This is a genomic window from Streptomyces sp. NPDC001348 (assembly GCF_053597535.1).
Window position 1 is genome coordinate 61,178 of the sequence record NZ_JBSFIK010000043.1, and the last position, 18,694, is coordinate 79,871.

Genomic DNA, 18,694 nt, shown 5'->3' on the forward strand with positions numbered 1-18,694 from the left:
GAGTTACGCGTCCGACGCGCGCGTCGTCGGGCCGGATCCGATGACACGATCACATCAGGGCGCACCAACGGATCGCTAACATGTGGTCAGCGGTTCTTCCGGCGGCTGCCGGCCGGATGGCGTGAATTCGCCGGACGGCAGCGGCAGTAGCCCGGAACCGTAGCGGATTCCGGCGGTAACCGATAGACGAAAGGTGGCGGGAAACCGTCGGGGACAGGGCGGGATTCCGCCATGGACGGCGGGGCGCCCGCCGCGGGGCACGGTCGGCCACGACCGCATGGGAAGGCAGTGAACGGCGTGATGCGGCGGTGCGAGCTGCGGTTCGGACTGCTGGGACCGCCCGTTCTGTACGACCGTGTGACGTACGGTGTTTCGTACAACGGCACGGACGGCGCCACGCCCGCCACAACGGACGACGCCACGCCCGCCACATACGACACCGCGAACGGCACCGCACACGGCACCCCGAGCGACGTCGCGAACGACGCCTCTGACCACGTCGACGACCTGGTCCACGACGCCCGCCCCCATGACACCGGTGACCGCAGCGGCTCGGCCCCCTCGGTCCGGCCGATCGGCAGCCCCAAGCTGCGCGCCCTGCTCGCCGCGCTGCTGCTGGAGGCCGGCCGGGTGGTGCCGGTCGACTCGCTCAAGGACGCCCTGTGGGGCGGCGCGCCGCCCGCGTCCGCGCAGGCCTCGCTGCACAACCACGTCACCCGGCTGCGTCGGCTCCTCGACGACCCCGAGCGGCTGCGGGCCGTGCCGCCGGGGTATCGCCTCCGGGTCGACGACGGCGAACTGGACGTGCACGTCTTCGACGCGCGCCTGGGCGAGGCGCGGGCCGCGCACGGCCGCCGGGACTGGGCGGGTGTGCTGCGGGCCTGTACGGCGGCGCTCGCGCTGTGGCGAGGGGCGCCGCTGAGCGGCCTGCCCGCCGAACTCGGCGGATACGCCCTCGTGCAGCGACTGGAGGAGGCACGGCTGCTGCTGCTGGAGTGGCGTTACGACGCCGAGCTGGGCCTCGGCGGGCCCCGGCTGGGCGCGCTGGTGCCGGAGCTGGCCGCCCTGGTGGCCGAGCATCCGCTGCGCGAGACCTTCCACCGTCAGCTCATGCTCGCGCTGCACCGCACCGGACGCCAGGCCGAGGCCCTCGCCGTCCACCGCGACCTGCGCACCCGCCTGGTCGAGGAACTCGGCATCGAGCCCGGCCCGGCGGTGCGCAGCGCCCACATAGAGGTGCTGCGGGACACCGGGGGCCCGGCCGCCGCCGGGAGCGGCCCGGGGGAGGCCCCGTACGACGATCCGTACGGAGGTTCGCGCAAGGGCCCCCGCGGGGGTCCGCACGAGGGCCACCCGTCCACGGGTGAAGGCCCGTTCGAGGACGGGGGCGGGAGCCCGCGCCGGCCGCGCCCGGGCGGCGAGCGGACGGATACCGAGGTGAGGGCCGCGCACACCGGCCGGGAGGACGGCTCGCCGTCCGGGAAGAGCACCGCCGGCCCGTCGCTCGACCCCGTATCTACGCGCGGGGACACGGTCCCGGCCGCCCGGACGCCCCGGCCCGCCCAGCTCCCGCCGCCGCCCGCCCACTTCACCGGCCGCAGGGACGTTCTCCACGACCTGCGCCTGGCCCTCACCGCACCCGGTGCGGACGGGGGCGACGCCAGGACTCCCGTCGTCGCCGTCATCAGCGGCATGGCGGGCGTCGGAAAGAGTGCCATGGCCCTGCATGTGGCCCATGAGCTGCGGAAACGTTTTCCTGATGGGCAGCTGTACGTCAGTCTGCACGGTGCGACCCCGGGCATGTCCCCGCTGCCCGCCGCCCAGGCCCTCGGCACCCTGCTGCGCGACCTCGGCGCCGACCCCCGGAACATCCCCGAACACCCTGACGCGGCCGCCGCGTTGCTGCGCTCGATGCTCGCGCCGACCCGCACCCTGATGGTGCTGGACGACGCGGCGAACGCCGCGCAGATACGGCCGCTGCTGCCGGCCGGCCCCGGATGCGCGGTGATCGTCACCAGCCGCTCCCCGCTGACCGCTCTCGACGGCGCCCGCCGCTTCCCGCTCGGGCCGCTGACCGGCGAGGACAGCGCGGAGCTGCTGCGCACGGTCTCCGGCCGCGACGGACTCGGCGCCGATCATCCCCTCGTCGAGCTCACCGGCCGCCTGCCGCTCGCCCTGCGCGTGGTCGCCGCCCGGCTCGCCGCCCGCCGCGCCCTCACTCCGGACGTCCTGGCGGGTCAACTGGCCGCCACCGAGGGCCGCCTGCACCAGCTGGAGTACGACGACCTGAGCGTCCGCCGTTCCCTGGCGGTCGCGCACGACGCGCTCGCCGCCTCGGTGCGGGAGACCGACCGGGACGCGGCCCGCGTCCTGCGCCGCATCGGTGCCCTGGACCTGCCCACCTACGGTGCGGCCCTGGTCGCCCGCCTCACCGGCACCGACGAACGCCGGGCCGAGGCCGCACTGGACCGCCTGGTCGACGTCGCACTCCTGGAGGAGACCGCGTACGGCCGCTACGCACCCCACGATCTGGTCCGCGACTTCGCCCGCGAACTCACCGGCGACGGCGAGGACACGGCCGTCGCCGGCACCGCCCTGCGCTGGTACGCCGCCGTCGCCGAGCGCACCCTCACCGCGATCGTGGAACCCGGCCTCGACCAGGACGACCGCCGCCGTCCGACCGCCGCCCAGCCGCCCGCCCACACGGCGGACGTACGGGCCGTGGCCTCCTTCGGCTCCGCCGAGGAGGCCTTCGCCTGGGGCGACCGGGAACTGGCGAACATCGTGGCCCTGGCCGAGCGGTACGCCGAGACGTCCGACGACCGGCAGGCCGCGCATCTGTCCGCCCTGGTCCGGCTGTTCTTCCCGTACGTGCAGCGCAGCGGCCGGGTCGCCGAGATGGAGGTGCTCGGCCGGGCCGCCCTCGGTGCGGCGCGGCGGCTCGGCGACGAGGCGGCCGAGGCCTACGCGCTCGGCGACCTCGCGGGCCTGCACTTCCTGACCGGCAGGCAGGGCGAGGCCCTCGCCCTCACCGACCGGGCCCTGACGATCTGGCGCCGGCTCGGCAGGGTCTCCTGGATCCGGCGCAGCCTCAACAACCGGGGACTGCTGCTCGAGGGACTGGGCCGGTACGCGGAGTCCGGGGACGCGCTGCGGCAGAGCCTGGAGTACTCACGGCAGCTCGACGACCCCTACGGCGAGGCGATCACCTACAGCCACCTGGGCAACCTGTACGAGCACACCGACCCGCGCGCGGCCATAGAGCAGCACCGGCGCTCCCTCGCGATCGGCGACGCGATCGGCGCCGTCATCGTGCAGCACTCCGCGCACTGCAACATCGGCTACGCCCATCTCGCACTCGGCGAACCGGCAGCCGCCGCCGTTCACTTCGAGGAGAGCCTGCGCATCCTCGGCGGACACGGCGACTGGCACGGGGAGTCCCAGACCCGGCTCGGCCTGGTCCGCGCGCTGCGGCAGCTGGGCCGCACCGGGCGGGCGGGGCGGGAGTGCGCCGAACTGCTGCGCCGCGCGGACGGCCGCGCCGACCGCTACGTGGGCGGCCTCGCCCGCCACCAGTACGGGTTCCTGCTGCGCGAGACGGGGCGGGTGCGGGAGGCGTACGGCGCCTGGCGCGAGGCGCTCGCCGCTCTGGACGGCACCGACGAGAGCGCGGTGGTCACCGAGCTGCGGGAACTGCTCGGCGGGGACGGCTGATCACTTGGCGTCGGCATAGCACTCCACCACCGCCGTCGTGAACGGAAACCTGACCGGCGTCTGTCCGAACGTCAGTCGGCCCGCCAGGTCCGCCGCCTTCCGGATCGCCGCCACCACCGCCTCGGCCTCCTCCTCGGGACAGTGCACGATCACCTCGTCGTGCTGGAAGAAGACCAGTTCGGCGGCCATGCCCGCGCAGGTCCGGCGCAGCGCGGCGAGCAACAGCAGGGCCCAGTCGGCGGCGCTGCCCTGGACGACGAAGTTACGGGCGAAGCGGCCCCGCGCGCGGGCGTCGGTGGATGTGTGACCGGGGGCCCAGGAGCGGGCGTCGGACTCGTCGTCCGGTGCCGTGACAGGGATGCCCGCCTCCTCGGCACCGTCGTCGGCGGCCCCCGCCACGGGCGGGCAGGTCCGCCCCAGCCAGGTCCGCACCAGCCGGCCCTCCTCGCCGGCCCGCGCCGCCTCGTCCACGTACGCCACCGCCTTGGGGAAGCGGCGTCTGAGCAGGGCGAGGTTCTTCAGGCCGTCGCCGGAGGTCTGGCCGTAGACCGCGCCGAGCACGGCGAGCTTGGCCTGCGCGCGGTCGCCGGAGAAGGCCCGGTCGGACACGGACTGGTAGAGGTCGCTCTCCCGGCCGGCCACCTCCATCAGCCCGGGATCACGGGAGATCGCCGCCAGCACCCGCGGCTCCATCTGGTCGGCGTCGGCGACCACCAGCCGCCAGCCCGGGTCGGCGACCACGGCCCGCCGGATCACCTTGGGGATCTGCAGTGCGCCCCCGCCGTTGGTGACCCAGCGTCCGCTGACCGTCCCGCCCGCGAGGAACTCCGGCCGGAACCGCCCGCCGCGCACCCAGTCCTGCAACCAGGACCAGCCGTGCGCCACCCAGATGCGGTACAGCTTCTTGTACTCCAGCAGCGGCTCGACGGCCGGGTGGTCGAGGGAGGCGATCTCCCAGCGGCGGGTGGACTTCACCTTGATCCCGGCCTGCGCGAAGGCCTTCACCACGTCGGCGGGCAGATCGGGCCGCACCCGGCGGCCGAACGCCGCGGACACCTCGTCGGCCAGCTCGGCCAGGCGCCGCGGCTCACCCCCGCCCGCGTACCGCTCGCCGAGCAGGTCGCGCAGCAGCTCGCGGTGCACCTCGGCGCTCCACGGCAGCCCCGCCCGGTTCATCTCGGCGGCCACCAGCATCCCCGCCGATTCGGCCGCCGTCAGCAGCCGCATCCGGTCGGGGTGCGCGGCCCGGTCGTGCCGCCGCTGCTGCTCGGCGTAGACCGCGAGGAGGTCCGCCAGCGGCAGGCGGGCGCCCTGCGGTTCGAACAGCGGGGACTGCGCTCCGGGTTCGGCGGCGCGCTGCGGGGGATCGGGCGGTACGGGGCCGCCCCGGAGGCGGGCCAGGGCGGCGACGGCCGAACGCGGCTCGCCGTACCGCCCCTCGTGGCCCAGCAGGAGCGTCTCGGCGTCCTCGATGTCGTAGCACCGCTCCACTCGCGCCCCCGTGGCGAGCAGACGCGGATAGACCTCGGCGGTCGACCGCCACACCCAGCGCGTCACCTCCGGGCGGCTCCGCACCGCCCCGGCGAGATCCGGCTCCCGCCGCACCGGTCCGGCGGGCAGCCCGTCCGGGCCGAGGGGGGCGAGCTCCACGCCACCGTCCTCGGCCGGGGCGAGCGCCCATCGGTCGGTCATGGGCGTGAGTGTGGCAGGGGGGTCTGACAATCGCGGTGAGCTGCGGTTCCATCCCTCGGCGCGGGGGTGTGGACCGTGGTCTCCGGCCTTCGGCGCGGGGGCGTGGCGCCCCCGTGTTCTCAGCCCGTCGGGCCGTCCCCGGTGCCCTCCGCCGTGGCTTCGCCCGCCTTGCTCTGTTCCAGCAGCAGCGCCAGCACCTTGCCGATGTACTCCTCGGTCGCCGCCTTGGAGATGCCGAGCCCGCTGAGCACACCTTCCCCGTTCTCGTGCTCCAGCAGGGCCAGCAGGATGTGCTCGGTGCCGATGTAGTTGTGGCCGAGCCGGAGGGCCTCGCGGAAGGTGAGTTCGAGGACCTTCTTGGCCTCCGGGCCGTAGGGGACGAGGTCCGGGGCGTTCTCCGCGGCCGGCGGGAGTGCGGCGGACGCGGCCCGGCGCACGGCGTCCAGCGGGACGCCCTGGGCGGTGACCGCCTTGGCGGCCAGTCCCTCGGGCTCGGCCAGCAGGCCGAGGACCAGGTGCTCGGGACGGCCCTCGGGGTTGCGGGCCGCCACCGACTCGTTGTGCGCGGCCATGACCGCGTTCCGCGCGCGCGGGGTGTAGCGGCTGAAGCCCTGGCTGGGGTCGAGGTCGGCCGACTCCTTCGGTACGAAGCGCTTCTGCGCCGCCTGCCGGGTGACGCCCATGCTCTTGCCGATGTCGGTCCAGGAGGCGCCGGAGCGCCGTGCCTGGTCCACGAAGTGACCGATCAGGTGGTCGGCGACGTCGCCCAGGTGGTCGGCGGCGATCACCGCGTCCTGGAGCTGGTCCAGGGGTTCGGTGTGGACCTTCTTGATGGCCTGGATGAGGTCGTCGAGACGTACGGGTGCCGTGCCGGGTGAGTTCGTCGTCATGTGTCAACCATAGGTTGACACCCCGCCATCGTCAACCCGAAGTTGACACTCGCTCGTGCTCCTCCTCCGACCCCACCTCCGGCTCCTACTTCGGCGCCGCCGCCAGTCGCACCGCCAGCCCCGCGAACACGGTCCCGCTGAACAGGTCCAGCGCCCGCGCCACCCGCCGGCTGCGCCGCAGCAGCGTGGCGAGCCTGCCGGAGAGCAGCCCGATCGAGCCGTCCACCAGCAGTCCCATCACCGTGATCGTGACGCCGAGCACGAGGAACTGCTCGCGCACGTGTCCCAGTTCCGGGTTCACGAACTGCGGCAGGAAGGAGACGTTGAAGAGGATCACCTTCGGGTTCAGCAGATTGGTGACGGCCCCGCGCCAGAAGGCACGCCGCCGCCCCGCGCCCGCGGACCCGTCCGCCCCGGCCGGCGTGGCACCCCCGCGGAACGCCCTGACCGCGAGGTACAGCAGATAGGCAGCGCCCGCCCAGCGCAGCACGTGGTAGAGCGTCGGCAGGGTCAGGAACAGCGCCGAGAGTCCGAGTGCCGCGGCGGCCGCGTGCACGAACATCGCGCAGGCCACCCCGAGGGCGGCCGTCACCCCCGCCGAGGGGCCGCCCCGGCCGCCCATCGCGACGATGAACATCATGTCGGGGCCGGGCGTGACGCAGAGCGCGAACGCTGCCACGAGGAAAGCTGCGTAGAGAGTCGTGTCCATCATTCCAAGCATGTTCGACGCGGCACCGGATCGCGACGGCAGGTTTTCGAGGCGTGAGACGCCGGGGTGTCCGAAACGGCGGCCGCCGAGGCCTTCCCGGCGCGGCCCGGCACGGCCGTACGTTGTCCACAGGCTGTGGACGAGCGCCGCCCGCTGTCGGCGGCCCATGGCACGATCGACGGGTGAGCAGCGAAACCAGCGCCGTCGAGCGAGCCTTCCGGGCCGCCCTGTACGACGATTCCGAGGCCGGGCTGGACACGGGTGCCTCCCTCCTCGCCGCCGATCCCGGGGCGGACGCCGCGGTGGCGCGGCGCGGGGAGGAGTTCGTCGAGGCGGCCTGGCGGCGCGGCTGGCAGCCCGGCGACGTGGTACGGCTGGTGCGGCGCGAACTGGACGACGTACACGTGTCCCTGGCGGCGGAGCTGATCCGCGCACAGGCGCCGCGGGACCGGCCGCGCGGCCGGCGCTGGGCCGCGCAGCTCGACGCCCTCCCGGACGGACCGGCGCGCGGGACCGACCGCTTCGCGCACGCCACCGCCGTCCTCGAGCTGTACCGCCTGCTGCTGCGGCTGCCCGCCCTGGAATCCCTGGAGGAGCCCCGGCAGGAGCCGCAGCGGCCGGCGTCCCGCATGCTCACCCGGATACGCGCGCTGCTCGCCAAGGCGGAGGCGACCGGGTTCCCGGAGGAGGCGGAGGCGCTGAGCGCCAAGGCGCAGGAGCTGATGGCCCGGCACAGCATCGACGAGGCGCTGCTCGCGGCCGGGGCCCCCTCGGCGGACGCGCCCGGTGCCTGCCGGATCGGAGTCGAGCCGCCGTACGAACAGGCCAAGGCGGTCCTGCTCGACGCGGTCGCCACCGCCAACCACTGCCGGGCGGTGTGGAACGAACCGCTCGGCTTCTCCACGGTCGTCGGCTTCGAGCCCGACCTGGAGGCGGTCGAACTGCTCTACACCTCGCTGCTCGTGCAGGCCACGCACGCGATGACGAAGGCCGAAGCGACCCAGCGCGCCGGCGGCCGGAAACGGACGAAGACCTTCCGGCAGTCCTTCCTCGCCTCCTACGCCCACCGCGTCGGCGAGCGCCTCGCGGCCGCCGCCGAGACCCAGGTCACCCGGGACCTGCTCCCGGTGCTGGCCACCCGCGAGACAGCCGTGGCCGGCCGTCTGGAGGCCCTCTTCCCGCGGACCACCACGACCCGGCTGCGCGGGGTGAGCGACGAGGCGGGCTGGACGGAAGGTGCCCGGGCGGCGGACCGGGCCCGTGTCAGGGCCCGGCCGGGACTCGACTAGGGCCGCTCGCGACGGCCCGGCCCCGGTCGCCTGGCCCGGTCGCCCGGTGTCAGTCGCCCACCTGCTGGAAGGCGCTCACGAAGGCCTGGTCGCCCGGCTTGTTCTTCCCGGCGACGGGACCGTACTTCCAGGGGAAGCTCTGGCTGTCGGTACCGCCGGGCAGCGTGACCTTGAGGGTCTTGGCCGCGAGGCTGTTCCTGCCGCCCGCCGCGCCCCGCACATAGCTGATGGTGAAGGACGCGGAGTCGCCCTTGGCGAGCTTCAGCTTCTGCGGCTTCGCGCCCTGCTGCGCGGAGAGGGCCACCGTGGTGCCGCCCCCTTCGAGGGTGGCGCCGGGAAAGTGCTCCAGCGTGCAGGGCGCGCTCTGGTTGGTGATGCTGACGGGGATCTCGCCCGTGTCACCGGCGGCCGGTGCCAGGCTCGCGGAACCCACTTGTACGGAGACACCGCCGATCCCGCAGGCGGAGCTGGACTTGCCCTTGTCGCCGCTGTCGCCGCCGCTGTTGCAGGCGGTCAGGACGAGTGCGGCGGCGAGGGCGGTGACGGTGAGCGGAATGGCGCGCATGAGTGGTGTCCCTGTCGAGGTCGTGACGGTCCCCAGCATCATCGTGCCTGCGCGCGCGAACCCGCCGCGCGCCCCCCTAAGGCGTGCCGACGCTCGGGGTGGCGAGACCCGGGGGGAGCTTGCCGCCCTCGGCCCTGGTGTACGTCTCCTTGCCGAGCTTGCCCGACCAGGTGATCGTCATGGAGTTCCCGCCGGCCGGGTCGACCATCCCGGTCTCCCGCTCCTTGCCGCCGTCGGCGCAGGTCAGGTGGAGCATCTGCATCCCGGCCTCCGCACCGGCGGTCCCGCTGCACACGGTGCCGCCGGTCACGAAGAGCGCCGCCTTCTTGCCGGTGACCACCAGGGCCACGGCCTTGCCGTCGTGCGTGGCGAGCCAGCTGCCCTGCAGGCCGCCGGACGCGCCCGTGACCCCGCCCGTACCGCCGCCGGTTTCCGCGGTGGAGGCTCCGGCCGAGGAGCGGGCCGGGCTCGGGCTCGTCGAGGCGCCGCCGGAACCGCCGCCGCAGGCGGTGAGCGCGAGCGCGCCCGCCAGCCCCGCGGTCGCGGCCGCGACCCGCACCCTCGTGCGCGCCGCCGGGGTCACCCTCGTATTCGGCGAAGTCACTGCTGGCTCCCGAGCTTGTAGGCGGAAACGGCCGCCGGTTGGCCGCTGGGACCGCAGCAAGCTACCAGCCCGAGCCCGGCGGTCTTCCGGGCGCCCGGTACGTATTGCCGGTGTGAGCCGGTGCGGCCGGTCCCGTGGACCTGGCCGTTGTGTGAAGACTGGAACAGTAAGGGCCCGCCACGCGTCTGTTCTTAGTGCAAGAAGCATTCCATCCTGACGACCCGGCGCGGCCGACGGCGAGGAAGATCATCAACGGGGGCCGGCATTCGTATGTCCTGGGAGTGGTGGGGCACATGCTGCGACAGCTTCGGTGACTGGTCGGTAAAGCTCTCGTCAAGGCTGTAACCGGAGGAACACCCCGCGTGCACGTGCATCTGCTCATGCATCTGCACGTGAGGGGGGTTATGATCCGGACCAGTTGACCACCGCATCTCTGGCCACAACAGCCAAAGTGCACCACCGGGGAGCGACCTGTGGACCGCGACGTTGACGGCGTGTACGGGGGGTACGACGTGTACAACGGCATGGCTGCCACGCAGCTGGACGGCGTGGCCTGGCAGAAGAGCAGGCACAGCAACTCGCAGGGTTCGTGCGTGGAGTTCGCCCGGCTGCCGGGTGGGGACGTGGCGGTGCGCAACTCGCGCTTCCCGGACGGTCCCGCGCTCGTCTACACGCGAGCGGAGATCGAGGCGATGCTGCTGGGCGTCAAGGACGGCGAGTTCGACCACCTGATAGTCGGCTGACCCGGCTGGGTCACGGGCGGACGGAAGGGACGGGCCAGGGGGGCAAGCCGGGACGAAGGCGACGGAGCGTCCGTGGACGCGCGTAGAAACGCGGCGTCGGACGGTGCCGCGTCGCGTCAGTCGTCCGGCTGCAGCCGGAACAGCGCCCAGACCACCTTGCCGCCGAGGCTGCCGGCCAGCGGGTGCCAGCCCCAGCCGTCGCTGAAGGAGTCGACCAGGAACAGGCCACGGCCCGACTCCGCCGAGCAGTCGTCCGAATCGCGTGCGACCGGGGTGTCATGGCTGGGGTCGCGCACCGCGCACACCAGCCGCCCGGTGCACCGCATCAGATGGAGCCGCACCGACGCGGTCCCGTCCGGGCACCGCCCGGCGTCGTCCGGCAGCGCGTGCCGCAGGGCGTTGGTGACGAGTTCGGAGACGACCAGGCATATGTCGTCGAAGCGGTCGCCCGTGGTCCACTGGTCGAGGGTCCGGCGGGTGAACCGGCGGGCCTCGCGGACCGCGTCGTAGCGGGCGGGCAGGGCACAGGAGGCGGCGTTGGACACGGCGTCCGGATCCAGCGGCGGAAGGCCCTGCCGTAACGGCTCGAGCATGGTCGATCCATTCGTCCCCATGCGAGGCACTCCCGGGAATTCGCGGTCGTTGCGATGCAGCGGTGGCGCGGGACCATGGTTTCGGATGCGCACAACAGATGCAAGGGCAGATGCACGTGCACGAGACCGAATTGGGCGGCCCCGTACCACTTGTTGGTCATTTTTTCCGCCAACCCGATGCACGTCGGACACCTTTTCCTCGCAGGTGGCTGTGTGAAATCGTGGGCGTCTTTCCGTTTCCGTAACCGGACGAGTACTGCTCGAAGTGTTTTAGTGGCAGACTGCGGCCCCTGAAGACGGTTGGGGAGGCTGGCGAACGTGAGCGCGGGAGAGCCGGGATCGGTGGTGCGGCGCATGCTGCTCGGATCACAACTCAGGCGACTGCGTGAATCGCGGGGGATCACGCGCGAGGCGGCGGGTTACTCGATCCGCGCCTCCGAGTCGAAGATCAGCCGGATGGAGCTGGGCCGGGTGAGCTTCAAGACGAGGGACGTGGAAGACCTGCTGACGCTGTACGGCATCACCGACGAGGCCGAGCGCGACTCCCTGCTCTCCCTCGCCAAGGAGGCCAACGTGGCAGGGTGGTGGCACAGCTACTCCGACGTGCTGCCGAGCTGGTTCCCCACCTATGTGGGTCTGGAGGGCGCGGCCTCGCTGATCCGGGCGTACGAGGTGCAGTTCGTGCACGGCCTGTTGCAGACGGAGGAGTACGCGCGCGCGGTCGTGCGGCGCGGTATGAAGGGCGCGAGCACGGCAGATGTCGAGCGGCGTGTGGCGCTGCGCCTGGAGCGGCAGAAGTACCTGGTGGCCGAGAACGCCCCCGACCTCCACGTGGTCCTCGACGAGGCCGCCCTGCGCCGCCCGTACGGCGACCGCGAGGTGATGCGCGGGCAGCTCCAGCACCTGATCGAGATCTCCGAGCGTCCCAACGTCCGGCTGCAGGTCATGCCGTTCAGCTTCGGCGGCCACTCCGGCGAGAGCGGGGCCTTCACCATCCTCAGCTTCCCCGAGTCCGACCTGTCGGACGTGGTCTACCTGGAGCAGCTGACCAGCGCGCTCTACCTGGACAAGCGCGAGGACGTCGCCCAGTACGAGCAGGTCCTCAAGGAACTCCAGCAGGACAGCCCCGGACCCGACGAGAGCCGGGACCTGCTGCGGGGACTGCTGCAGCTGTCCTGACGCACCGCTACCTCGGCATCGCACGCGGTGGTATCCCCAGGTGACGCCCAACTCGCAGTAAACACAAGTACGATGACGTGTGATCAGTCTCATCGGACCGTGAAGTTGATCGGGTGCCTGTCTCGACCGCTTCGGCAGCAAGGGATCGAGGGATCACATGTCGTCCTGCTTCACCGACCTGGCTCAGCAGTACATAGACGGTGAGTGGCGCCCGGGCACCGGATCCTGGGACATCATCGACTTCAACCCGTACGACGGTGAGAAGCTGGCCTCGATCACCATAGCCACCGCCGACGAGGTCGACGAGGCCTACCGGGCGGCCGCCAGGGCGCAGCGGGAATGGGCCGAGACCAATCCGTACACCCGCCGCGTCTTCTTCGAGCGGGTCCTGCGCCTCGTGGAGGAGCGCGAGGACCAGATCACCGAGATGATCATCGCGGAGCTCGGCGGCACACGTATGAAGGCCCAGCTGGAACTGCACCTGGCCAAGGAGTTCCTGCGTGAGTCCGCGCAACTGGCACTGCGCTGCGAGGGCCGGATCCTGCCCTCGCCGATCGACGGCAAGGAGAACCGCCTCTACCGAGTCCCGGTCGGCGTGGTGGGCGTCATCAGCCCCTTCAACTTCCCGTTCCTGCTGTCGGTCAAGCCGGTCGCCTCCGCCCTCGCGCTCGGCAACGCCGTCGTCCTCAAGCCGCACCAGGACACCCCGGTCTGCGGCGGCACGCTGCTCGCCAAGCTCTTCGAGGACGCGGGCCTGCCGCCCGGCCTGCTGAACGTGGTGCTCACCGACATAGCCGAGATAGGCGACGCCTTCATCGAGCACCCGGTCCCCAGGCTGATCTCCTTCACCGGCTCCGACAAGGTCGGCCGGCACATCGCCACCACTTGCGCCGCGCAGCTCAAGCGCACGGTCCTCGAACTGGGCGGCAACAGCGCGCTGGTGGTGCTGGACGACGCCGACATCGACTACGCGGTGGACGCCGCCGTCTTCAGCCGGTACGCCGACCAGGGGCAGGTCTGCATGGCCGCGAACCGCGTCCTGGTGGACCGCTCGGTGGCGGACGAGTTCACCGAGAAGTTCGTCGCCAAGGTGAGAACGCTCAAGACCGGAGACCCGAGCGACCCGCAGACGGTCATCGGCCCGGTCATCAACTCCCTGCAGGCGAACACCATCTCGGCCGCGATCGAGCAGGCCGTTGCGGAGGGCGCGACGCTCCTGGTGCGCGGATCGGCGACCGACAACCTGGTGGAGCCGTCCGTCCTGACGGACGTGCCCACCGACTCCTCCCTGCTGCACAAGGAGATCTTCGGCCCGGTCGCCCTGCTCGTCCCCTTCGACGGCGAGGACGAGGCGGTCCGCATCGTCAACGACACCCCGTACGGCCTCAGCGGTGCCGTCCACACCGCGGACGTCGAGCGGGGCGTCTCCTTCGCGAAGCGGATCGACACCGGCATGTTCCATGTGAACGACGGCACGATCCACGACGAGCCCCTGGTCCCCTTCGGCGGCGAGAAGCACTCCGGGATCGGCCGGCTGAACGGCGAGACGACGCTGGACGCGTTCACCACGCTGAAGTGGATCTCGGTGCAGTACGGGCGGAGCACCTTCCCGTTCTAGGGAAGCCCGGGGTGCCCGGGGATCGCGGACAGAACCTGACCGCAAGGGTCCGTAACGTCGTCGTTGTCAGGCAGCAGCAGCCAACCGACGAAAGGCGGCCGGTCATGGTCAGTCACGTACGAGCCGAGGCGCAGGGCGACGAGCGGGGAGCGCTGCTCTCCTTCCTCGCGGAGCAGCGCGGCGGCATCCGGCGGGCCGTGCTGGGGCTCACCGAGGAACAGGCGGCGAGCCGGCCCAGCGCGAGCGAGCTGTCCCTGGCCGGGCTGGTCAAGCACGTCGCCGAGGTCGAGCAGGGCTGGGTGGCCCGGGCCAAGGGCGAGCCGCCGGCGGTCAAGCGGGACGAGTCGAACTGGCACGAGTGCTTCCGGCTGGCCGAGGGCGAGACCCTCGCCTCCCAGCTGGCGTACTGGGAGCAGGTCGCCGCCGAGACCGAGGAGTTCGTCCGTTCCGCCCCGAGCCTCGACGACACCTTCCCGCTGCCCAACGACCCCTGGTTCCCGCCGGACGAGGCCGTCTCGCTGCGCTGGCTCTGCCTGCACCTGATCCGGGAGACCGCCCGGCACGCCGGCCACGCCGACATCATCCGGGAGTCGCTGGACGGGAAGACGGCGTTCGAGCTGGTCGCCCTGGAGAAGGCCGCCGACGGTCAGTGATGGAACCCGGTGGCCGCCTGCCGGTCCTTCGTCGCCGGGTGTGACTGCCGGCGCAGGTCGGGCAGCAGGCGGCGCAGGTCCTCCGTGAACATCTCGGCGAGGTCGGCGGAGAAGCCGTTGCGGCACACCACCCGCAGGACGGCCAGGTCCTCCCGGTTGGGCGGGAAGGTGTAGGCGGGCACCAGCCAGCCGTTCTCCCGCAGGCGCCGGGAGACGTCGAAGACGTCGTACGCCGTGATGTCCTCGGCGGTGGTGAAGGCGAAGACGGGCAGTTCGTCGCCCCGGGTCAGCAGCCGGAAGTCGCCCAGCGCCTCGATCCGGTCGGCCAGGCCGCGCGCGACGTCACGCGTGGCCTGCTGCACCGCCCGGAAGCCGTCCCGGCCCAGCCGCAGGAACGTGTAGTACTGGGCCACGACCTGGGCGCCCGGCCGGGAGAAGTTGAGGGCGAACGTTGGCATGTCCCCGCCCAGGTAGTTGACGTGGAACACGAGCTCGTCGGGGAGGGCCTCCTTGTCCCGCCACAGCGCCCAGCCGACGCCGGGATAGACGAGCCCGTACTTGTGCCCGGAGGTGTTGATGGAGGCCACGCGCGGGAGGCGGAAGTCCCACACCAGGTCCTCGTCCAGGAAGGGCGCGACCATGGCGCCGGACGCGCCGTCCACGTGCACCGGGACGTCGAGGCCGGTCCGCGCCTGGAGGTCGTCCAGGGCCGCGCACAGGTCGGCGATCGGCTCGTAGGACCCGTCGAAGGTGGAGCCGAGGATGCCGACGACCCCGATGGTGTTCTCGTCGCACAGCTCGGCCGCCGCCTGCGGGTCGAGGTGGAACCGGTCGCCCTCCATGGGCACCAGGCGGGCCTCCACCTCCCAGAAGTTGCAGAACTTCTCCCAGCAGACCTGGACGTTGACGCCCATGACCAGGTTCGGGCGGGCGTCCGCCGACGGGTAGCGGTCGGCGTTGCGCCGGATCCAGCGCCGCTTGAGCGCCATCCCGGCCAGCATGCACGCCTCGCTGGAGCCGGTCGTCGAACATCCCACGGCGGCCGACGGGTCCGGCGCGTGCCACAGGTCGGCGAGCATCGCCACGCAGCGCCGCTCCAGCTCGGCGGTGCGCGGGTACTCGTCCTTGTCGATCATGTTCTTGTCCCGGCACTCGGCCATCAGCGCCCCGGCCTGCGGCTCCATCCAGGTGGTGACGAAGGTGGCCAGGTTCAGCCGGGCGTTGCCGTCCAGCATCAGCTCGTCGTGCACGATCTGCGCCGCCGTGGTGGGCGGCAGCGGTCCGTCCGGGAGCCGGTTCTTGGGCGGCGCCTCGGTCATCTCGACGACCGGGTTCGCGTCCCCGAAGAAGGGGTTGACGGACATGGGCCGCTCGTCGGGCTTCCCGGGGCCTTTGTGCAGTGCCATGGAGGTGTCTCCCTGGAGGGTGTCGAGAGGATCAGCGGACGGAGGTCCCGTCGGCGCGCAACTGCATCTGGGGGCGCCCCGTCACCAGCAGCCAGGCCGGCAGCGAGGCGATGCACAGCAGGGCGAAGATCGTCGGCGAGGCCACGAGGACCCCGGCCGTGAACAGGCTGATCCAGCCCTGGCGGGTGACGGCCAGCAGGACGCCCAGCACGCCCGCCGCCACACCCACCGCCGGTTGTACACCAGGGACGAGGGCGTGGGCGGTGAGTCCGAAGGCGGCACCGATGAAGACGGACGGGAAGATCCGTCCGCCGCGGAATCCGCAGGACGCGGCGACCAGCAGCGCGGCCAGCTTGACCACCGCCATCGTCGCGAACTGCCCCGCCGTCCAGCCGTCGGGGTTCCGGGCCAGCGTCGCCACCTCCGTCAGCCCCTTGAAGAGTGTCAGATGACCGCCCAGCGCCCCCAGCAGACCGAGGACGAATCCGCCGGCGGGCAGCGCCAGCATCGGGTGCCGCAGTCGTCGGAAGGCGCTGTGGACGTACGGGAAGGCGTACACCGCGCACATGCCGAACACGGCGGCCAGGCAGGCGACGACGAGCGCGGCCGCCAGGTCGCCCCAGCCGGGGTGGTGGCCGACCGGGGGCAGGCCGAGGTCGAAGGTGGGGTGGGCCAGCAGGGTGGTCGTCATGGCGCCCACGGCCCCCGCGGCCAGCGGCGCGAAGAGGTTGTCCCACAGGGCGCCCTTCAGCCGCCGCCCGGCCAGCGCCTCGGACAGGACCAGCGCCGCCGCCACGGGCGTGCCGAACAGGGCGCCGATCGTCGCCGCCTCCGCCAGCACCGGCCACAGTGCCCCCGGCGCCCGGGGGACCAGTCTGTGGCCGAGCCAGAAGGCGAGCGCCACGTTCGTCGCGATGATGGGGTTCTCGGGACCGAGGCTGGGACCGCCCGCCAGCATCAGCGCGGTCGCCAGCAGCAGGCCGGGCAGCACCACGGGGGGCAGCACCGGGGCGTTGAGTCCGAGGGTGGCCGGATCGGGGCCGGCGTGTCCCGGGGCCTTCCACACGATCAGTCCCACGGCGATCCCGGTCGCGGTGAGCATGACCATCATCCACAGCACGGAGTAGCGGCCGATGCCCAGCGCGTCGGGCAACGTCCCCCACAGCACCCCCTGCAGCCGCTCGGCCAGACCGCTCACCAGCAGGTAGAGCAGACTGGCGCCGACGCCGACCAGGACCGCGGGCAGGATCAGGGGCAGCAGGGCGCGCGCCGGTGTCGCCGGTGCGGCGGTCGCCTGCTGCGCGGTGTCCTGGGCCACGCGCCCACCATAAGTGGGCAAAGGGGACGGAACATCTTGAACGGCCCCGGGGCTTGCACCTCACGTGGCGTGATGGCTCAGCGTGGAGGGCGTACCGAAGAAGGGAGCGGACGAAGTGAGCTACTCCGTGGGACAGGTCGCCGGCTTCGCCGGAGTCACGGTGCGCACCCTGCACCACTACGACGACATCGGCCTGCTCACCCCGGGCGAGCGCAGCCACGCGGGCCACCGTCGCTACGGCGACGCCGACCTCGACCGGCTGCAGCAGATCCTGTTCTACCGGGAGCTCGGCTTCCCGCTCGACGAGGTCGCGGTCCTGCTCGACGATCCCGACGCGGACCCGCGCGCGCACCTGCGCCGCCAGCACGAACTGCTGAACGCCCGGATCGAGAAGCTGCGCAAGATGGCCGCGGCCGTGGAGCACGCCATGGAGGCACGCAAGATGGGGATCAATCTCACGCCCGAGGAGAGGTTCGAGGTGTTCGGGGACGAGGACCCCGACAAGTACGCGGACGAGGCGGAACAGCGCTGGGGCGACACCCCGGAGTGGGCCGAGTCGCAGCGCCGCGCCGCCCGCTACACCAAGGACGACTGGAAGCGCATCAAAGCCGAGGTGGACGCCTGGCAGGAGCGCTACGTCGCCCTGATGGCCGCCGGAGAGCCGCCGACGGGCGAGCGCGCCATGGACCTCGCCGAGGAACACCGCCGGCACGTCGGCACGTGGTACCACGAGTGCCCCTACGACATGCACCGGTGCTTCGGGGAGATGTACGTCTCCGACGAGCGGTTCAAGGCGTACTACGACTCCATGCGGCCGGGCCTGGCCGAGCACCTCAGGGAGGCCATCCTGGCGAACGCCGCCCGCCGCGCCGGGTGACCTCCCGGCCCGGGCACCCTCCCGGGCCGGGACAGCCGCCGCCCGCCGGCGGCCACAGGTCTGTGCCGGCGGGCGCACAGTGCATCCTGGGGGCACCGGTGGAACCTGGGGCGGACACATCACGTTGATACTTTTGTGCGTCCGCACAAGTACGCCGCGATCGCCTTCACCCCCCACAGGAGCCCGGACCCGTGATGACACTCGCCCTCGGCCCGAGCTGGCTGGACCCCAACTATCTGCTCGACACGTACAGCATCTGGGGCCTGCTCCTCATCGTCTTCGCCGAGTCGGGCCTGCTCATCGGCTTTTTCCTGCCGGGTGACTCGCTGCTGTTCACCTGCGGGCTGCTGATCACGTCCGGCGACCTGGACTTCCCCCTGTGGGGGGCGATCGCCCTGATCTGCCTCGCCGCGGTCCTCGGCGACCAGGCGGGCTACATGTTCGGCAAGAAGGTCGGCCCGTCCCTCTTCAACCGGCCCGACTCACGCCTGTTCAAGCAGGAGAACGTCACCAAGGCGCACGAGTTCTTCGAGAAGTACGGCCCGAAGTCCCTGGTCCTGGCCCGCTTCGTGCCCATCGTGCGCACCTTCACGCCGATCATCGCCGGCGTCAGCGGCATGCGCTACCGCTCGTTCCTGGCCTTCAACGTCGTCGGCGGCGTCCTGTGGGGCGCGGGCGTGACCCTGCTCGGCTCCTGGCTGGGCAACGTCGGCTTCGTCAACAAGCACATCGAGCTGATCCTCATCCTGATCGTGCTCGTCTCGGTGATCCCGATCGCCATCGAGTTCCTCCGGGCCCGCTCCAAGGCCGGGAACGCCCCGCCCGCCGAGCCGGCCCGGCAGCA

The 18,694-nt window shown here is 72.2% G+C and carries 16 protein-coding genes; 8 read left to right on the top strand and 8 right to left on the bottom strand.

Going from position 1 to position 18,694, the window contains the following annotated elements; all coding sequences use genetic code 11:
• Positions 1–300 precede the first annotated feature (300 nt).
• Positions 301–3,714 carry a BTAD domain-containing putative transcriptional regulator gene (locus tag ACWC21_RS33470; RefSeq protein WP_450887407.1) on the top strand — a complete coding sequence of 1,138 codons (3,414 nt, stop codon included), beginning with the start codon at positions 301–303 and terminating at the stop codon, positions 3,712–3,714.
• On the opposite strand, the gene ACWC21_RS33475 is transcribed toward ACWC21_RS33470, so the two are convergent.
• The 3 genes from ACWC21_RS33475 to ACWC21_RS33485 form a co-directional block, all read right to left on the bottom strand.
• Positions 3,715–5,406: a bifunctional 3'-5' exonuclease/DNA polymerase gene (locus tag ACWC21_RS33475; RefSeq protein ID WP_450887379.1), complete on the bottom strand. Its 1,692-nt coding sequence runs from the start codon at positions 5,404–5,406 to the stop codon at positions 3,715–3,717.
• 119 nt (positions 5,407–5,525) lie between these two features.
• Positions 5,526–6,296 (bottom strand): Clp protease N-terminal domain-containing protein, encoded by a 771-nt coding sequence (locus ACWC21_RS33480; RefSeq protein ID WP_450887381.1) that lies wholly within the window; start codon positions 6,294–6,296, stop codon positions 5,526–5,528.
• Positions 6,297–6,381: 85 nt separating this feature from the next.
• Complete coding sequence (locus ACWC21_RS33485; protein WP_450887383.1) at positions 6,382–7,008, bottom strand: LysE family translocator; 627 nt, start codon at positions 7,006–7,008, stop codon at positions 6,382–6,384.
• Positions 7,009–7,187: 179 nt separating this feature from the next.
• Here ACWC21_RS33485 and ACWC21_RS33490 point away from each other — a divergent pair, with 179 nt between their 5' ends.
• Complete coding sequence (locus ACWC21_RS33490) at positions 7,188–8,294, top strand: DUF2786 domain-containing protein (RefSeq protein ID WP_450887385.1); 1,107 nt, start codon at positions 7,188–7,190, stop codon at positions 8,292–8,294.
• Between the two features lie 49 nt (positions 8,295–8,343).
• On the opposite strand, the gene ACWC21_RS33495 is transcribed toward ACWC21_RS33490, so the two are convergent.
• Both ACWC21_RS33495 and ACWC21_RS33500 read right to left on the bottom strand, forming a co-directional pair.
• A complete protein-coding gene (locus tag ACWC21_RS33495; protein ID WP_450887387.1) occupies positions 8,344–8,859 on the bottom strand; it encodes a DUF4232 domain-containing protein in 516 nt (171 codons plus the stop codon).
• Between the two features lie 76 nt (positions 8,860–8,935).
• Positions 8,936–9,463, bottom strand: coding sequence for a hypothetical protein (locus ACWC21_RS33500; RefSeq protein WP_450887389.1), 528 nt, complete (start codon positions 9,461–9,463; stop codon positions 8,936–8,938).
• Positions 9,464–9,936: 473 nt separating this feature from the next.
• Between ACWC21_RS33500 and ACWC21_RS33505 the strand changes: the two genes are divergently transcribed.
• Positions 9,937–10,206, top strand: coding sequence for a DUF397 domain-containing protein (locus tag ACWC21_RS33505; RefSeq protein WP_399412895.1), 270 nt, complete (start codon positions 9,937–9,939; stop codon positions 10,204–10,206).
• A gap of 116 nt (positions 10,207–10,322) precedes the next feature.
• On the opposite strand, the gene ACWC21_RS33510 is transcribed toward ACWC21_RS33505, so the two are convergent.
• Positions 10,323–10,820 carry an ATP-binding protein gene (locus ACWC21_RS33510; protein ID WP_450887391.1) on the bottom strand — a complete coding sequence of 166 codons (498 nt, stop codon included), beginning with the start codon at positions 10,818–10,820 and terminating at the stop codon, positions 10,323–10,325.
• Positions 10,821–11,153: 333 nt separating this feature from the next.
• Here ACWC21_RS33510 and ACWC21_RS33515 point away from each other — a divergent pair, with 333 nt between their 5' ends.
• The 3 genes from ACWC21_RS33515 (at position 11,154) to ACWC21_RS33525 (ending at position 14,249) form a co-directional block, all read left to right on the top strand.
• Positions 11,154–11,978 (top strand): helix-turn-helix domain-containing protein, encoded by an 825-nt coding sequence (locus ACWC21_RS33515; protein ID WP_388793227.1) that lies wholly within the window; start codon positions 11,154–11,156, stop codon positions 11,976–11,978.
• Positions 11,979–12,135: 157 nt separating this feature from the next.
• Positions 12,136–13,596: an aldehyde dehydrogenase family protein gene (locus tag ACWC21_RS33520; protein WP_450887393.1), complete on the top strand. Its 1,461-nt coding sequence runs from the start codon at positions 12,136–12,138 to the stop codon at positions 13,594–13,596.
• 104 nt (positions 13,597–13,700) lie between these two features.
• The gene (locus tag ACWC21_RS33525; RefSeq protein WP_450887395.1) at positions 13,701–14,249 is read left to right on the top strand and encodes a DinB family protein; all 549 of its coding nucleotides are present in this window, start codon (positions 13,701–13,703) and stop codon (positions 14,247–14,249) included.
• On the opposite strand, the gene ACWC21_RS33530 is transcribed toward ACWC21_RS33525, so the two are convergent.
• The gene (locus ACWC21_RS33530) at positions 14,243–15,655 is read right to left on the bottom strand and encodes a glutamate decarboxylase (RefSeq protein ID WP_450887397.1); all 1,413 of its coding nucleotides are present in this window, start codon (positions 15,653–15,655) and stop codon (positions 14,243–14,245) included. The two genes, ACWC21_RS33525 and ACWC21_RS33530, sit on opposite strands and share 7 nt — an antisense overlap.
• Positions 15,656–15,686: 31 nt before the next feature.
• Positions 15,687–16,973: an ion channel protein gene (locus ACWC21_RS33535; RefSeq protein ID WP_450887399.1), complete on the bottom strand. Its 1,287-nt coding sequence runs from the start codon at positions 16,971–16,973 to the stop codon at positions 15,687–15,689.
• Positions 16,974–17,088: 115 nt separating this feature from the next.
• Here ACWC21_RS33535 and ACWC21_RS33540 point away from each other — a divergent pair, with 115 nt between their 5' ends.
• Together ACWC21_RS33540 and ACWC21_RS33545 are read left to right on the top strand one after the other, a co-directional pair.
• On the top strand, positions 17,089–17,850 hold the full coding sequence (locus ACWC21_RS33540) for a MerR family transcriptional regulator (RefSeq protein ID WP_450887401.1): 762 nt from the start codon (positions 17,089–17,091) through the stop codon (positions 17,848–17,850).
• Positions 17,851–18,041: 191 nt separating this feature from the next.
• Positions 18,042–18,694: DedA family protein (locus ACWC21_RS33545; RefSeq protein ID WP_450887403.1), on the top strand; the 653-nt coding region annotated here is incomplete at its 3' end.